The organism is Salinirubellus salinus (genome assembly GCF_025231485.1).
Taxonomy (GTDB): domain Archaea; phylum Halobacteriota; class Halobacteria; order Halobacteriales; family Haloarculaceae; genus Salinirubellus; species Salinirubellus salinus.
This window is the reverse complement of the sequence record NZ_CP104003.1, coordinates 970,076-985,858: the sequence shown is the minus strand read 5'-3', so window position 1 is coordinate 985,858 and position 15,783 is coordinate 970,076. Positions and strand designations below refer to the sequence as shown.

The following is a 15,783-nucleotide window of genomic DNA, read 5'->3' as shown; positions in this document are numbered from 1 at the left end:
TGGGTGGCTCACACGGGGCCGTGGACGCGGCTCAGCGGTCGGTCTCGGCCCACTCGCAGCCCTGACACTTGTAGCCGGTGACGAACTCGGTCACGCTCGGCATGTACCCGACCTCGAGGACGTTGCCGCCACACTCCGGGCACTCACGGTCGGCGTCGGTGATGTCCTCGGCGTCCATCGGACGGTCCCCCTCGATGAGTTCGGCGAGCGTCACGGGCGTCACCATCCGCCCCTCCACGACGCGGTTCTCTGCCATACGGGACACCCGGGGGGCGCGAGGAAAAGGGTTGCCGGTCGCGGGAGCGGTGGGGCCCCGCGACCGTCGCCCCGCTCAGAGCCAGGGCGCGCGGTCGCTGTCGGAGATGCTCGGCGAGCCGCGTTCGTCGTCGTCCGAGTCGCCCGATGCGGTCGGGCCAGCGTCGACGGCGGCGGGTTCCGACGCCGACTCCGACGGCCCGGAACGCTGCCCGCCGCCGTCGGCGACGGGTCCGGTGGCCGACTCGGCCGGGCGGGGGTCACCCTGACCGCTGGGGTCGAACGCCAGCAGCGACGTGACCACCAGCACCACGAGGGCGATGGGGGCGTTCTGGAGCGCCGGCGGCCCGAGCAGCGAGAACGGGAGGACGCCCAGGGCGACCGCGCTGCCGAAGCGGAAGCGGTCGATGTCGACGGCCCCGCGGAGCCACGGGCCCATGACGGCCACGGACAGCGCGAAGGCCACACCGACACTCGCGGCGGCGACACCGTGGACGACGAGCATCGGCTCAGAGACGAACTCGAGTTCGAAGCTCGCGGGGTTCGCACTCGCCACCAGTCCCAGCGCGATGATGGCCCCGGGACTGGGCAGGTACTCGCCGATGGTCGCGCTCGCCGTCTTCGCCGCGACGGCGAGGATGACGAGTGCCGCGAACCGCGTGAAGGTGTCGAGGTTGATGAACGACTCGACGGTCGGTGCGACAGCCGCCTCCAGCGCCGCCACAACGATGATGAGGACGCCCACGGCGAGGACGCTCTGTATCTGTTCACGGCGGGTGCCCTCCATCTCCGCGAGCACCACCGCGAGGGTGGCGCTGCCGCCGAAGATGAGCAGACCCGTCTGGACGATCCCCAGCGAGGTGTCCATCGCACCCGCCAGTAACAGGGCGGGGAAGATGCCGTCCAGCAGGGGGAGGCCCATCACCGTGGCGAGGAGCTTCGTGCCGTCGCCGACGGTGTTCTCGATTTTCAGCGCTATCGGGTGGCGCGAGACGCTCATCTAGAGACGTTGGCCGTACCCCTGGCGTGGGCAGTGTGCGCCGCGATAACGACCGTCCCCGCAGTCGCTGGCCTTGGGGGCCTCGAACGTGCGGAACCGGGTTGTGGGCGCGTTGGACTCCTGTTTAAATGTCTCCCACCCGAAGCTGTCGTTCTGGTCGCCAGCGAGGGACGGTTCCCCGGCGATACGCTCGGTGGGACTGTGGGAGTCCATGTGTGTAGGAAACGTTGACTCGGTGATAAGCGTTGTGTGAAACGCGTCCACACGCGTCGAATACACCACGGAGGTGAGGTTCCCATGGGGTACCTCCGGCTTTCGGGTGACGATGTGGATGTGTGTCCACTCGTGTACTGGGTCGGGGACTCCAGCGGCCTCGGAGGGGGCGAGCCGTGGCCAGTTCGCGCGTGTGTCGCTCTCTCGCGCACCCGTGGCGGTCACACAACGCTTTTGCCCGCCCCTTCCGCACGGCTTACATGGCGAAGGACTCCCGTCCGTTCTCGCGGAAACTCGAGGTACCGGAGGCCCTGACGTTCGACGACGTGTTGCTCAGACCCAAGGAGAGCCGCGTCGAACCAGACGACGCCGACACCGCGACCCGCGTCTCGACCAACGTCACCCTGAACGTCCCCGTCCTGACCGCGGCGATGGACACCGTCACCGAGGCCGACATGGCCATCGCGATGGCGCGCGAGGGGGGCATCGGCGTGCTCCACCGGAACATGGACGTCGAGGAGACGGCCCGACAGGTCGAGCGCGTGAAGCGCGCGGACGAACTCATCATCCGCGACGTCGTGACGGCCTCGCCCGAGCAGACCGTCCGCGACGTCGACGAGATGATGGGCCGCGAGGGCGTCAGCGGTGCCCCCGTCGTGGACGAGGACGGCACCGTCCTCGGCATCATCTCGGCCACCGACATCCGGCCGTACCTCGAGGTCAGCGACCGCGACGAGGTGAGCGAGGCCATGACCAGCGAGGTCATCACGGCCACGGAGTCCGTCTCGGCGCGCGAGGCGCTGGAGCTCATGTACGAGCACAAGATCGAGCGTGTCCCCATCGTGGACGACGGCGACCGACTCGTCGGGCTGGTCACGATGCAGGGCATCCTCGCACGCCGCGAGTACGACGACGCCGCCCGCGACGAGTCCGGGTCGCTCCGGGCCGGTGTCGCCGTGGGACCGTTCGAGACGGACCGCGCCACCGCGGCCGACGAGGCGGGCGCGGACGTGCTGTTCATCGACTGTGCCCACGCACACAACCGGAACGTCATCGACTCGGCCCGCGAGATCGCCGCAGAGGTCGAGGCCGACGTGGTCGTCGGCAACGTCGGTACCCGCGAGGCCGCCGAGGCCGTCCTCGACTTCGCCGACGGCATCAAGGTCGGCATCGGGCCGGGGTCCATCTGTACCACGCGCGTCGTCACGGGCGCCGGGATGCCCCAGATAACCGCGGTCTCGGAGGTCGCGGACGTGGCGGCCCTCGAGGACGTCCCGGTCATCGCCGACGGGGGCATCCGGTACTCAGGCGACGCCATCAAGGCCATCGCCGCGGGCGCCGACGCCGTGATGCTCGGGTCGTACTTCGCCGGCACCGACGAGGCGCCGGGGCGCGTCATCACGATGAACGGCAAGAAGTACAAGCAGTACCGCGGCATGGGGTCCGTCGGCGCGATGCAGTCCGGTGGTGGTGACCGCTACCTCAAGGAGGAGAGCGAGGACGAGGAGTTCGTCCCCGAGGGTGTCGAGGCGGCCACCCCGTACAAGGGGTCGCTGGCATCCGAACTCCACCAGCTCGTCGGTGGGATGCAGTCCGGCATGGGCTACGTCGGCGCAGCCACCATCCACGAGTTCAAGGAGCGCGCCGAGTTCGTCCGCGTCTCCGCGGCCGGACAGACGGAGGGCCACCCCCACGACGTGATGATTACGGACGAAGCGCCGAACTACAGCCCGAAGGAGTAGTCCCAGTCGCCCCTACAGTCCCTCTCCCTCGCGCTCGCACCTCGGGGAGCAGTAGGGGCCGTCTGTCGCGTTCGCGTCCGGATACGCGCTGAACGACTCGCCACAGTTCGCACAGTCGTAGCTCTCGAACGACATACGTGGGTCCGTTCGGAACGAGCCCACAAGAACGCTGGGGCGTCGGGGGTCAGTTCCGTAACTGCCGGACCCACTCCTCGGACCGTATCGACTCCGCACAGACGTCACAGAGCGACATCCGTACCGTCTTCAGGTGTCCCGCGAGTCGCTCGAACTCGACCTCACATCGCACGACCGGCCCGTACCGGGAACAGTTCTGACAAACCGGGTCCATACCGAGGTCGACCATCCGGCCACATATAATCACTATGATATGTTTGTTCTGCTCCAGACACTCACGCAACGTTAACAGTCTGTACGGCGAGAGTGGCGAATCCGCACCGGAGACACGCCATAACGTCGTCCATGTGACAGCAATCCGAGAACGTCGCACGGTGACGACTCTCCGCGTTCGGTGAACGGTTCGAACTCCAACAGGTCGCGCAGCTGTGGACGCGGCCGACGTAGAAGCGGGCTAGGAGGGATTTGAACCCCCGACCGTCTGGTTAAGAGCCAGACGCTCTGCCTAACTGAGCTACCAGCCCTGGCGACTCTACCTACCGTGGTTCCACCCAAATAGGTTCCGTTTCGGCCGTTCCGTGCGTTGGTTCGACGCACCACCCGCGAGGAACGGGGTTTTTGTAGCTTCCCGACGCAATCAGGACAACATGAGCAGCGCCATCTCCATGGCGTCGATGTCCACCTACGCCATCCTGGGGTGTGGCAGCGTCGGACACGCCGTCGCGGAAGAGCTGGAGAACGAGGGGAAGGACGTCCTCATCCTCGACCGGGACGACGGCCGGGTCGAAGCCCTCCGCGACCAGGACCTCGACGCCCGCACCGCCGACATCTCCGACGTGGAGGTGGCCGAGGCCGTGGCCGACCGCGACGTCATCCTCATCATGTCCTCCGACGTCGAGGCAAACAAGGCCGCCGTCGAGAACATCCGCGAGCGAGGTGGCGAGCAGTTCATCGTGGTCCGCGCGTCGGACCCGGTCACCGCGGACGAGCTCACGGAACTCGGCGTCGACGTGGTCATCAACCCCTCGGCGGTCATCGCCGACTCCGCACTCCGGGCGCTGGAGACAGGCGAACTCGAGTACAAGGCCGAACAGTTGGCCGACGTCCTCGCTGAGGGCGAACGGCTCGCCATCGTGGCCCACCGCTCGCCCGACCCGGACTCTATCGCCGCCGCGGCCGCACTCGGTGCCATCGCGGAGTCGCTCGGCGTGGAGGCCGACATCCTCTACGAGGGCGAGATCGGTCATCAGGAGAACCGCGCGTTCGTCAACCTCCTGGGCATCGAACTCTCGACCGTCGAGGACGCCAACCTGGAGGTGTACGACACCATCGCGCTGGTCGACTACGCGAAGGCCTCCGAGTACACGCTCGACCGGCACCCCGACGTCGTCATCGACCACTTCGAGCCCGAGCTGGACCTCGACGCCCGGTTCACCGACGTCCGTCCGAACGTCTCGTCTACATCGACCATCCTCACCAAGTACATCCAGGAGTTCGACCTGAACCTGACCGAGGAGGTGGCCACGGCGTTGCTCTACGGCATCCGCGCGGAGACGCTCGACTTCAAGCGCGACACCACGCCCGCCGACCTCACGGCCGCGGCGTACCTCTACCCGTTCGCCAACCACGACACGCTCGAGCAGGTCGAGTCACCGTCGCTCTCGCCCGAGACGCTCGAGGTGCTCGCGGAGGCCATCCGCAACCGGAACGTGAAGGGGTCGCACCTCGTCACCAACGCCGGGTTCGTCCGCGACCAGGACGCCCTCTCGCAGGCCGCCCAGCAACTCCTGAACCTCGAGGGCATCACCACGACCGCCGTGTTCGCTATCGCGGACGACACCATCCACCTCGCCGCCCGCTCGAAGGACATCCGGATGAACATCGGCAACGTGCTCCAGGACGCCTTCGGGTCGATCGGCGAGGTGGTCGGCCACTCCACCGACGCCACCGTCGAGATCCCGCTCGGCATCTTCACCGGAATCGTGGGGACCGACGGCAACCGCGACGTCCTGCTCGACCTGACCGAGGAGGCAGTCCGCTCGAAGTTGTTCGAGGCGATGGGCGTCGAGAGCGGCGGCGAGTCGTCGAACGGCAGCTAGGGCTGCCAACACGTCTATGCCGGGACCGACCCGAGTAGACTCGTGACAGACACAGACGACGAGTACCGACCCGGACTCGAGGGTGTGGTCGCCGAACTCGCCACGCAGGCCACGATCGAGGAGACGCTGTTCCTCCTCTACGAGGACCGCCTCCCCACGCCCGACGAGCGCGAGTCGCTCCGCGCGTCCCTCGCCGCGAACCGCACGCTCCCAGCCGAGGCACTCGCTGCGGTCCGCGCGACGGCCGAAGCCGGCGGTGACGCGATGGACGCGCTCCGTGCCGCCGTGGGGGCCGCCCACGTCGACTACGAACCCGGTGACCCGGCGGCCGACGCGCTCCGCGCCGCCGCCGTCGTCCCCACTGCCGCGGCCGCCTACTGGCGGTACCACGAGAACGAGGAACCGCTCGCGCCGAACCCGGACCTTCGGCACGCGGCCGACTACCTGCGGATGCTGACCGGCGAGGCCCCCGCCGAGCGAGCGGTCCGCGGGATCGAGACGTACCTGAACGCTGTCGTCGACCACGGCTTCAACGCCTCGACGTTCACCGCACGCGCCATCGTCTCGACGGAGTCGGACGTGCTCTCGGGCGTCACTGGCGCCATCGGGGCCCTGAAGGGGCCGCTCCACGGTGGAGCCCCCGGACCGGTCCTCGACATGCTGGAGGAGGTCCACGAGTCGGGCGACCCGGAGGGCTGGGTCCACGACCGGCTGGACGCCGGCGAGCGACTGATGGGGTTCGGGCACCGTGTCTATCGGGTCCGCGACCCCCGCGCGGCCGTGCTGTCGACGGCCGCGGAGGCGTTCTACGCGGAAGACGACGCCGGCTTCTTCGAGAGCGCCACCGAGTTCGAGTCCGTCGCCCGCGACGTGCTCCGGGAACGCAAACCCGACCACAGGCTCGACACGAACGTGGAGTTCTACACGGCCGTCCTGCACGCCGGTATCGGCATCCCGCGTGAACTGTTCACCGCCACGTTCGCCGTCGGTCGAGTCGGCGGCTGGACCGCTCACGCCCTCGAACAACTGGAGAACAACCGCATCGTTCGGCCACGCGCCCGCTACGTCGGCGCGGAGGGCCGTCGGTACGTGCCCGACGACGAGCGCTGAGTCAGACCTCCTCTTCCTCCTCGGGTTCGCGCATGCGCTCGACGATGTCGTTGACGAGGACGATGTCGCCGACCGAGCGGACCCACCGGTAGGGGATGATGACGCCGCGTGACCCCGCGGCCTTGTCGTGGAACAGGTCGTAGTTGAGTTCCGTGAGTGCCAGCCCCGTGACCGACTCGCGGTCGAGGTCGAGTTGGATGTCCTCGACCTCGCCGACGAACACGCCGTTGTTCGAGTAGACCTCGCGCCCCACGAGGTTCGTGATCTCCTGCATCTCGCCTTCCATGCGAGGAGCGGTGGAGCGGCCCGGTCTTAAAAGTGGCCACCTGCGTGGCCGAGCGTAGCGAGGCCACGTGGTTGCGAGCGGCGAGGCGTCTCACTTTGTTCGACGCCTCGTCGAGGTGAACGGGGAGCGCCAGCGACCCGTGAACTGCGAGGCCGAGCGCGACGGGTGGCGGGCGGTTGGGAGCGGAGCGAGCCCGACGTCAGAGGTCGGCGACGGCCTCCCCGAACGCCTCCAGCGAGGCGGAGACCTCATCCGTGGGGCGGCCGAGCGCGACCCTGACACCGCTCGGAACCCCGAAGAACCGTCCGGGAACGACGAGGACGCCGGCCGCCTCGGCCGCCTCGCTCAGAGCGTCGCCGTCCACGCCCTCGCGCTCGGACTCGACGAAGCCGAACGGGCACCCCTCGAACACCTCGCCGGTCAGGTGCTCGTGGTCCGCGAGGAACGACGCCAGCAGGTCCGCGTTGCGGGCACACCGGTCCCGGCCGGCCGCGCCGAACTCCGTCTTCGCGTCGAGCGCCCGCCGGCCGAGCAACCGCGAGGGGCGGGCCACGTCCGAGAGGTGGACCGACACCTCGCGGGCGTGTTCCACGAACGACTCGTCGGCGACGAGCCAGCCGATACGGAGACTGCCGAAGCCGAAGAACTTCGTCAGCGACCCCGTCGCGACCGCCCCTTCGACCCCGGCGGCGGTCGGCGCCCCGAACGCGTGACCCTCACTGTGGACCGCACGACGGCCGTAGGGGGCGTACACCTCGTCGACGAGAAGGTAGGCGTCCTGCTCGCGTGCCACCTCGGCACACTCGGCGAGCCGCTCCCGGCTCACCCGGCGGCCGCTCGGATTGTGCCGGTTTGAGACGGTGACGAGCAGCGTGTCCGGGCGTGTGGCAGCCTCGATGCGACTCGGCTCGAGGTCGTAGCCGGTCTCGGCCGTCCGGAGGAACCGGTCGACGTTCGCACCCAGCCCCCGTGGAGTCGCCGCGTGGGGTTCGTACCCCGGCTTCTCGACGAGGACCGAGCCCGGCCGGTCCGCGTCGTGGTCGCCACCCCGGCGGCGCAGGGCTGTGGCCGCCGCCAGCAGGTTCGCGGACGAGGTGCCGGCGGTCACGAGGACCTGTTCTGATGGGACGTCGTACTCGTCGGCGACGAGCGACCGAAGGGTCCGGTCGGGGGTCTCACGGTCCACGAGTCGCGGGGGCACCACGTGGTCGGAGTCGGTCGGACCCTCGGGGTGGAGATCCGAGGAGCCGAGGTCGTGCTCCGTCGCGTCGATGCGCGGGAGCACCCAGTCGACGTAGTCGATACGGGGGAACACGCTCGGGTGTCTCGGGCCATCTCAGTTCAACGTTCCGCTGACGAGACGACCGTGGCCTCGTCCCACCACCGGTCGAGGTACGACTCGGCCCACGCCACGGCCTCCGGGGTGTCGTTGACCAGCCCCCTGCCCACGCCACGGTCGTCGAAGACGCCCAGTACCACGAGTCGTCGGGCTCCCGTCTCCACCACGGCGGCGGTGAACGGTGGCTCAGTGGGGGACTCGACGAGTTCGACGTCGGAGCGGTCGACGGCGCGGGGGAACCACGCCGGCCGGTCCTCGAGCAACCCACGAATCGCCCGCGCCGGGAGACAGAGTTCCGCACGGCCCGCCGCCGGCAGCAGACCGTCCTCGAACAGGTCGGCGTAGCGCGCCAGCGCCGTGTTCACCACCGACCGGACGTGGTCGGCCGACGCGATGGTCCGCATCCCGTCCTCGAGAGGCGCGTACGGGTCCGTCTGGTTCGGCCCGAACACCCGTGCGCCGAGGAGCAACGCCGTCGGCACCGTGGTCTCCTCGGGCAGTGCCTCGAGGACCGGCCGGGCCTCGAGGATGGCGTCCGAACGCCGAGCGTATCGGTCGTACTCGGCGAGGAGCTGGTCCCCCAGCGCCGTTCGGGACACCCCCTCGGGTGTCGGCTCCACGAGTCCCGCTCGAGCCAGTTCCCGCACGCCACGGTCGACCGTGGAACGCGCCGACTGGACACGCGCCGCGAGCGGCCGCTTCTGCAGCGGCTCGTCGTCCAACGCCCGGAGGAGTGCTTCGCGGCGGGCGACCGTCTCGAGCGTCTCGTCACGGGTGTCTTCTGGCACGGTGGAGCCTCGTCTGGTAGACGATGTTGACGCACCTATATAAATTAGCGTACGATTTAAGTAGTAAGGTTCGGGCTTCGACGTGGTTATTCGGCCATGAACTGAATAGCGACACCGGCGTCTATGGGGTGCCGGGTGCCTCTGACAACCGGCAACTTTCGGGCGGTGGCCTGCCCGGACCACCGCCGTTCTCGACCCCCGAGCCGCGGCTGTGCACCGTGCCGAACACAACACCCTGCGCCTTTATACGCGACGGACGTACGACCGGGCATGAGCGACACCGAACGTGACGAGGAACTAGACGCCATCCGCGAGCAGAAGGCTGCCGAGCTGAGCGAACGTGCGGCCTCGCCCGCCGAACCCGTCCACGTCGAGAGTCCCGACCACCTCCAGGAACTCGTGGGCGACGGGGTGACGCTGGTCGACTTCCACGCGGAGTGGTGTGGTCCCTGCAAGATGCTCGCCCCCATCGTGGAGGAGATCGCGGCCGACACCGACGCCACCGTCGCGAAGGTGGACATCGACCAACTCCGGTCGGTCGCCCAGCAGTACCAGGTCCAGGGCGTGCCCACGGTCTACCTGTTCGCGAACGGCGAGCCGGTCCAGCGGTGGGTCGGCGTGCAGGACAAGGGGACCTACGTCTCGGCTATCGAGGCGGCGGCCTGAGTCCGGGAGCGGACCTTCCGTGGTGTTACATCGTTCTCAGGTATCGTCGACCAGACTCAGCGTCTCCTTCGCGTCGACACGACCGGCGCCGAACTGGTACCCACTCTTCCCGTCGGTGAGGTCGGCACCGCGCTCGACGACACTCTCGACCTGATTCGCGTTCAGGTCGGCGTCGAGACTCCTGACCAGCCCGACGAGGCCCGCGACCTGTGGGGCCGCCATCGAGGTGCCCGAGATGAAGTCGTAGCCGGGAAGCTCCACCGATGAGTCAAGCGTAGTCGGCCACGTCGAGAGTACACCGTTGAACGGGTAGGGGATGTCGTCCGGTTCGCCCGTCTCTCCGAGCGTGCGTGGGATAGTCTCGTACCAGCCGCCGGGCGCCGCCACGTCGATGTCGCTGGTGCCGTAGTTCGAGTAGAACGAGAGCGTGTCGGCAGGCGACGTCGCGCTGATCGTGATGACCGCGGGGACGCTGTTGGGCAGCGTGAACCCGCCTCCCTGCTGGAGGTTGCCCGAGTCGTTTCCAGCCGACCCGGTGATGACGGTCCCACGCCGGACCGCGCTCTGGAAGACCCGCTGTACGTTCGCCTTCAATTTGTTGAGGTCAGCACCCGGCTGCTGGACGCCGGGGATACCGAGGCTGAAGTTCGCCACGTCGGCTCCGATCTCGGCCGCGTAGTCGATACCCTTGAGGATGTCACCGAAGGTCGCCCCACCGTCCGCGGGAAACACGCGTATCGGGACGAGTTCGGCCTCGGGGGCCACGCCGACGACGCCGACCTCGCCGGTGGCGGCCGCGATGCCCGCACAGTGAGTTCCGTGGTAGCCGGAGTCGCCGGGACCGATCTCCGGTACGTCGTCGTTTGCGACGAACGCCGCCCCGAGGTCCTCGTTCACGTTCCCGAGGTCGGGGTGGTCGAGGTCGATACCCGTGTCCACGATGGCGATGCGACTCCCGTCGCCCGTCGCGACCTCGTGGGCTTCAGAGGCGCGAATCAGGTCCTTATCCCACTGGAGGTCTCGTAGGGCGGCGTCCTCACCTGGTGTCGACGACGCGTCGGCATCGACCTCTGGAGGTGAGAGCTCCACCGTGACGTCTCGAGTGACTGCAGAGACGGAGCCGATACCACGTAGCTCGTCCGTCGCACCCGCCGGACCCGTGACGACTGCCACCGATCCCTCGGCGAGCACGTGGCGGACTGTGAACCCGGCGCGCTCGATGCGTTGTCGGGCTTTCGCGTTACTCGTGGAGACGAGATACTGTGCGTCACCGCTCGACGCGGACGCAAGTCCGGTACAGACGAGCGTAGCGCCGATTGCACCCGCACCACGGAGGAGCGTTCGGCGGGCGAGTGTTCGGTCACTGTTGTCTCGTGACATACGCTGACCTTCTGTTCAGCACGCTTAATCCTTGTTATTTGCTGACTATAATACGGCGCATGTAGTGTCGTCGCGGACTCTGGACTCGCCGCGGTGTTCGATTCTGTCGTCAGGGCGTTCGAGTTTGGAACGGGCGGGACCGACCCGGCTGCGCAGGGGCGGCAGCGACACGGCCGTCTCCGACTTCGTCGACCAGTTCCAGGCCGAACGCCAGGAACTCGTACTCATGACCGAGGACCGAGACGTGGTCGGCCTCGTCACCGTGACGGTCGCGATGGGGACCATCACGGGCGAGGTGTGGGACCCGCTGGACGCGGCGAGTGACCGACGAGCGCGGCGCTCTGCGACGAGCGAGTCGAGAATCAGTCTGCGACCGCCGGTTCGAACCACGGTGCGGGGGGCGTGTGTCCCCCGCGCGTGACACTACGGAGCGCTGTGGCTCCACGCAGAAGTTCGCCGTGCCCGGCTATAACCCTGTGGACCTGGCCGCCCGCGCGTGACTCCTACCCACGGCGTTCGAGGTGGAGGTAGTACCGCGAGCCATCACCGTCGACCGTGTCGACGAGGTCCCACGGCGTCGGTTCGACTGCCCTCGTGGCGGCCTCGGGGGTGAGCAACAGCAGGGGTATCCACCGCCCGACGGCGTCCCGGTACTCGGTCCGCATCAGTCGCAGGCCCATCCCGGCCGCCGGGTCGAACGCCACGGTGTCGTCGAACGCGTTCGGGGCCGCGGCGGCCTCCTCGCGGTGTTCCTGTGGGTCTTTCAGGTCGGCGACGACCCGGCCGTCCGGCGCGACGAGCCGGTCGAACTCACCGAGGACACGTCTGAGTCCCCCGACGGTGCCACCGCCGGCCGTCCCGAGCTGGGTGCCCGAGGCGTAGACGCACCCGACGCTGTCGGCCGTCAGCGGCGGCGCGTTCAGGTCCGCGGTGAGCACCCGGTCGACGCCCGCCTCTCTCGCGACGCGGACCGACCCCAGCGAAGGGTCGCCGGCGACGACGGGCGTCCCCTCGCTCTGGAACCGGCGCGCGTCCTGTCCCGGCCCACAGCCGAGGTCGAACACTGGAGCACCGGTCTCCGTCGCCGCCTCCGCCGCGAGGTCCATCGCCCGCCGCGTCTCGGGAACCGGCCCGTCGAACGCGCCCCCGAAGTACCACTCCGGGTGGGCGTCGCGGGGGCGGCCCATCGGGTCCCGGTAGACGCCGCTCCCGTCGTACTCGCCACGCCAGTAGTCCCAGACCATCCGCCCCATCGCGTCGTCGGTCCCGAGAGTCGGGCAGCCCTCGGGCAGGTCGAGGTGGTCGAGGTAGTCGGCGTGGTCGACGGAGTCGTCCGGGTCGGCCATCACGTTCGGACCCAGCGGCGTCGGCGTGGGTAAGCGTTGGTCTGTGACGAGATGCCATGACGTGGGGGTGGAGCAGGCTGCCGGTCACGTCGCGCGTCGCGGCGGTTCCGTCCGTCGGTTGGCGGGGCGCTACTCGCTCAGCCCCAGCATCGCGTCTACGTCGCCGTAGGTCCGCAGGAGCTCGCCCATCCGGCGGACGGTGCTCTCGTTGCGCGAGCGCCCCGCCCGGACCACGTCCTCGATGCGCTCGATGGCCGTCGTCGTGTCCGTCTGGACCAGCAGGACGGGGACACCGGCCTCCTCGGCCCGGCCGAGCACCGCGGCCGGCGGGCGGAACCCCCCGGTGAGCAGGATGGCCTCGATGCCGGGGGCGTCGAGCGCCGCGGCTTGTATCTCCGAGCGGTCGCCACCGGTCACGAGGACGGCGTCGCGGGTCCGGCGGAACTGCGAGAGCGCCTCGTCGGCCCCCATCGCCCCGACGACGAACCGCTCGACGAACCCGTCGGTCGGCGCGGCGTCCGTGAGCGTCGTCGCCCCGAGTTCGCTCGCCAGTTCGCCGACGGTGACGCCCGCGAGTTCCTGCACCCGCGGGAGCGTCCCGAACGTCCGGACGCCGCGTGACTCGAGGAACGGCACCACGTCCGTCGTCAGGTCGTCGTACGCCGCGTCGCTGACGGCGTTGAACAGGACGCCACCCAGGCGGTCGCCGAACCGGGCGGCCGCGTCGAGGACGGCGTCCACGTCCCGCGCCTCGGTGTAGGGAGCCACGAGTACCACGCGGGCGTCGAGCAGCGTCGCGATGTCGGCGTCGGTCAGGTCGACGGCCGCCCCCGTCGTCAGGCCGCCACCCTCCACGACCATCCGGTCGTGGTCGGCCGCGAGCGACTCGAACGCTTCGTGGACCGTCTCCCGCAGGGCCTCGGCGTCCTCGCGGCCACGGACCACCTCCTGGACGAACGTGGGCGAGTAGACGACCGGCTCGAGTTCGTGCATCTCGTCGTCCAGTTCCAGCAGTTCGCGCGCCAGCATCGGGTCGCTGTCGAGCGTCTTGCCGACCGAGGACTGGAGCCGTGTCCCCTTCGGCTTCATGTAGCCGACGGACTCGCCGTCCTCCTTCGCGGCCAGCGCCAGCGCCAGCGCCACCGCCGTCTTGCCTGTGCTCTCCGCCGTCGAAGTGACCAGTATCGGGTTCGTCATCGTTCGCCTCCGTGAGTCGCCGTGTCCGACGCCGTCTCGGGTTCCGCCGCCGGTTCGTCCGCCGTCTCCAGTTCGTCCGGGTCGATGGTGAGCCGCACGTCCACCGCCGTCGCCCCGTCGGGCGTGACCACCAGCGGGTTCACGTCCAGTTCGAGGATGGCGGGGAAGTCCGTCACCAGCTGTGAGAGCCGCTGGACGGTGTCGACGACGCTCGCCTCGTCCACCGGCTCCCGACCTCGCGCCCCGCGCAACAGCGGGGCCGCGCGTATCTCGTCTATCATCTCGCGGGCCTCCGCGCCCGTGACCGGCGCGAGCCGGACCGTGGTGTCCTCCATCACCTCGACGAACACGCCACCGAGACCGAACAGCACGAGCGGTCCGAACTGGGGGTCCCGGTTCGTCCCGACGATGGTCTCGACGCCCGCGTCGGTGTCGAGCAGTTCCTGCACCTGCACACCCAGCAGCGTCGCGTCTGGCTGGTAGCGCCGGGCGCGAGAGACGAGGTCCTCGTAGGTGTCGCGCACGTCCTCGAGGGGCACTCCCACCTCCACGCCGCCGATGTCCGTCTTGTGGAGGATGTCGGGGCTGACGATCTTCATCACCACGTCACCGCCGAGCTCTGCGGCCCGCCGCTCGGCCGCCGCCGGCGAGTCCACCACCTCCCCCTCGGGGATGGGGATGCCGTACGCCTCCAGGAGCCCCATCGCCTCGACGCCGAGTCGGCTCTCACCTCGGTCGGCCGCGCGCGACAGCACCTCGCGGGCCCGCTCTCGGTCCACGTCGAACCGCTCGGGTTCGGCCCGCTCTGCGTCCCGCACCTCGCGGTACGAGCGGAGGGCGTCGAGCGCACGCACAGCGCGCGCGGGGTCGAAGTAACTCGGGATGCCCGCCTCGGCGAGCGTCTGCTCGGCCGTCTCCGTGCTCGCCCCGCCCATCAGACACGCGGCGACGGGCACCCCGTGTTTCGCGCGCAGGTCGACCACCGCCTCCGCGAGGTCGTCGAACGAGAGGGTCTGGGTCGGACAGGACATCACGACGGCCGCCCCGACGTTCGGGTCGGCGAGGGCGACGTCCAGCGCGTCCGCGAACCGCTCGACGGGCGCGTCGCCGATGACGTCGATGGGGTTGTAGACGTTCGCGTTGTCGGGGAGGCGCTCGCGGAGCGCGTCCATCGTCTCGCCCGAGAACGAGGCGAGGTCGAGGCCCGAGTCGCCGACGGCATCGGTCGCCATCACGCCCGGCCCGCCCGCGTTCGTTACGACGGCCACCCCGTCCGCCTCCGGGAGTGGTTGGCCCGCGAGAACGCTCGCGTAGTCGAACAGTTCCTCGACGCTCTCGGCCCGGAGGACGCCCGCCTTCTCGAGGCCGGCCTCGTAGGCCGCCTCGCTCCCGGCGATGGACCCGGTGTGGGAGGCGGCGGCGTGTGCGCCGGCCTCGGTCCGACCGGACTTGACGAGCACCACGGGCGTCTCGCGGGTCACCTCGCGTGCGACACGGACGAACCGCTCGCCGTCCTCGATGCCCTCGAGGTACCCCAGTACCACGTCCGTCTCGGGGTCCTCGCCCCAGAACTCGACGAAGGCCGACTCGTCGAGGACGGCCTCGTTGCCCAGCGAGACGATGTCGACGAAGCCGAGTTCGCGCTCGGCGGCCCAGTCGAGGACGGCGGTGACGAACGCCCCCGACTGGCTCATGAACGACACGTCGCCGGGGAGCGCGCCACGGGGCCCGAACGTGGCGTTCAGGCCGCTCCGCGTGGAGAGCACGCCCAGCGAGTTCGGCCCGACGAGGTCGATGTCGTACTCGTCGGCCACCGCGGCGAGTTCGCGCTCGCGGGCGACCCCCTCTCCACCGGCCTCGCCGAACCCGGCGGTGATGACCACGACGGCACGAACGCCGCTCTCGCCGGCCTCGCGCACCACCTCGACGGCGAGCTTCGGCGGGACCACGACCACCACGAGGTCCGCGTCGGCGTCCGCCACCGCGTCCAGACAGGGCACGTCGAAGAGGGTCTCGTAGGTCGGGTTGACGGGGACCACCTCCCCGTCGAACTCAGACAGCAGATTCGTCATCACCGCGCGCCCTACCGAACCCTCACGGTCGGTGGCTCCGACCACGGCGATCCGTTCGGGCGCGAACAGTCTCGACAGGTCCGACATTCGTCCGAGGAGAGAGCGTCGTGGGCGATAAAGGTGGGCGTCGGACGGAACCACTTTGCACCCCCTCC

At 69.3% G+C, this 15,783-nt stretch carries 16 protein-coding genes and 1 tRNA gene; 5 read left to right on the top strand and 12 right to left on the bottom strand.

Translation table 11 applies throughout. The features are described from left to right. Window positions 1-31 precede the first annotated feature (31 nt). Together N0B31_RS05430 and N0B31_RS05425 are read right to left on the bottom strand one after the other, a co-directional pair. Window positions 32-256, bottom strand: coding sequence for a DUF5795 family protein (locus N0B31_RS05430; RefSeq protein WP_260594837.1), 225 nt, complete (start codon window positions 254-256; stop codon window positions 32-34). A 75-nt stretch (window positions 257-331) separates the two neighbouring features. Then, the gene (locus tag N0B31_RS05425; protein WP_260594836.1) at window positions 332-1,255 is read right to left on the bottom strand and encodes a DUF5794 domain-containing protein; all 924 of its coding nucleotides are present in this window, start codon (window positions 1,253-1,255) and stop codon (window positions 332-334) included. A gap of 473 nt (window positions 1,256-1,728) precedes the next feature. On the opposite strand from N0B31_RS05425, the gene guaB reads away from it, so the two are divergent. Further along, complete coding sequence (gene guaB / locus N0B31_RS05420; RefSeq protein WP_260594835.1) at window positions 1,729-3,210, top strand: IMP dehydrogenase; 1,482 nt, start codon at window positions 1,729-1,731, stop codon at window positions 3,208-3,210. 12 nt (window positions 3,211-3,222) lie between these two features. Here the strand turns inward: guaB and N0B31_RS05415 are convergent, their stop codons facing one another. The 3 genes from N0B31_RS05415 to N0B31_RS05405 all read right to left on the bottom strand — a co-directional run bounded on the left by N0B31_RS05415 (window position 3,223) and on the right by N0B31_RS05405 (window position 3,869). Continuing rightward, the gene (locus tag N0B31_RS05415) at window positions 3,223-3,345 is read right to left on the bottom strand and encodes a hypothetical protein (RefSeq protein WP_260594834.1); all 123 of its coding nucleotides are present in this window, start codon (window positions 3,343-3,345) and stop codon (window positions 3,223-3,225) included. A gap of 49 nt (window positions 3,346-3,394) precedes the next feature. Beyond that, window positions 3,395-3,574, bottom strand: a complete 180-nt coding sequence (locus N0B31_RS05410) for a hypothetical protein (RefSeq protein WP_260594833.1) — start codon at window positions 3,572-3,574, stop codon at window positions 3,395-3,397. Between the two features lie 221 nt (window positions 3,575-3,795). Further along, window positions 3,796-3,869, bottom strand: a tRNA-Lys gene (locus N0B31_RS05405). 123 nt (window positions 3,870-3,992) lie between these two features. Between N0B31_RS05405 and N0B31_RS05400 the strand changes: the two genes are divergently transcribed. After that, window positions 3,993-5,444, top strand: coding sequence for a DHH family phosphoesterase (locus tag N0B31_RS05400; RefSeq protein ID WP_260594832.1), 1,452 nt, complete (start codon window positions 3,993-3,995; stop codon window positions 5,442-5,444). Window positions 5,445-5,486: 42 nt separating this feature from the next. Continuing rightward, the gene (locus tag N0B31_RS05395; RefSeq protein WP_260594831.1) at window positions 5,487-6,554 is read left to right on the top strand and encodes a citrate/2-methylcitrate synthase; all 1,068 of its coding nucleotides are present in this window, start codon (window positions 5,487-5,489) and stop codon (window positions 6,552-6,554) included. Window position 6,555: 1 nt separating this feature from the next. Here N0B31_RS05395 and N0B31_RS05390 read toward each other — a convergent pair whose 3' ends face one another. The 3 genes from N0B31_RS05390 to N0B31_RS05380 all read right to left on the bottom strand — a co-directional run bounded on the left by N0B31_RS05390 (window position 6,556) and on the right by N0B31_RS05380 (window position 8,967). Next, the gene (locus N0B31_RS05390; RefSeq protein WP_260594830.1) at window positions 6,556-6,840 is read right to left on the bottom strand and encodes a PRC-barrel domain-containing protein; all 285 of its coding nucleotides are present in this window, start codon (window positions 6,838-6,840) and stop codon (window positions 6,556-6,558) included. Between the two features lie 199 nt (window positions 6,841-7,039). Next, window positions 7,040-8,155: a pyridoxal phosphate-dependent aminotransferase gene (locus N0B31_RS05385; protein WP_260594829.1), complete on the bottom strand. Its 1,116-nt coding sequence runs from the start codon at window positions 8,153-8,155 to the stop codon at window positions 7,040-7,042. 26 nt (window positions 8,156-8,181) lie between these two features. Beyond that, the gene (locus N0B31_RS05380; RefSeq protein WP_260594828.1) at window positions 8,182-8,967 is read right to left on the bottom strand and encodes a helix-turn-helix transcriptional regulator; all 786 of its coding nucleotides are present in this window, start codon (window positions 8,965-8,967) and stop codon (window positions 8,182-8,184) included. A gap of 270 nt (window positions 8,968-9,237) precedes the next feature. On the opposite strand from N0B31_RS05380, the gene trxA reads away from it, so the two are divergent. Further along, a complete protein-coding gene (gene trxA, locus N0B31_RS05375) occupies window positions 9,238-9,633 on the top strand; it encodes a thioredoxin (RefSeq protein WP_260594827.1) in 396 nt (131 codons plus the stop codon). 36 nt (window positions 9,634-9,669) lie between these two features. Here trxA and N0B31_RS05370 read toward each other — a convergent pair whose 3' ends face one another. Continuing rightward, complete coding sequence (locus tag N0B31_RS05370) at window positions 9,670-11,013, bottom strand: S8 family serine peptidase (RefSeq protein WP_260594826.1); 1,344 nt, start codon at window positions 11,011-11,013, stop codon at window positions 9,670-9,672. 226 nt (window positions 11,014-11,239) lie between these two features. On the opposite strand from N0B31_RS05370, the gene N0B31_RS05365 reads away from it, so the two are divergent. Next, complete coding sequence (locus N0B31_RS05365; protein ID WP_260594825.1) at window positions 11,240-11,434, top strand: hypothetical protein; 195 nt, start codon at window positions 11,240-11,242, stop codon at window positions 11,432-11,434. Between the two features lie 82 nt (window positions 11,435-11,516). On the opposite strand, the gene N0B31_RS05360 is transcribed toward N0B31_RS05365, so the two are convergent. The 3 genes from N0B31_RS05360 to N0B31_RS05350 form a co-directional block, all read right to left on the bottom strand. Further along, complete coding sequence (locus N0B31_RS05360) at window positions 11,517-12,359, bottom strand: class I SAM-dependent methyltransferase (protein WP_260594824.1); 843 nt, start codon at window positions 12,357-12,359, stop codon at window positions 11,517-11,519. A gap of 129 nt (window positions 12,360-12,488) precedes the next feature. Beyond that, window positions 12,489-13,556, bottom strand: coding sequence for a phosphotransacetylase family protein (locus N0B31_RS05355; protein ID WP_260594823.1), 1,068 nt, complete (start codon window positions 13,554-13,556; stop codon window positions 12,489-12,491). Continuing rightward, a complete protein-coding gene (locus N0B31_RS05350) occupies window positions 13,553-15,715 on the bottom strand; it encodes an acetate--CoA ligase family protein (protein WP_260594822.1) in 2,163 nt (720 codons plus the stop codon). The genes N0B31_RS05355 and N0B31_RS05350 overlap by 4 nt, the downstream gene beginning before the upstream one ends. Between the last annotated feature and the right edge of the window lie 68 nt (window positions 15,716-15,783).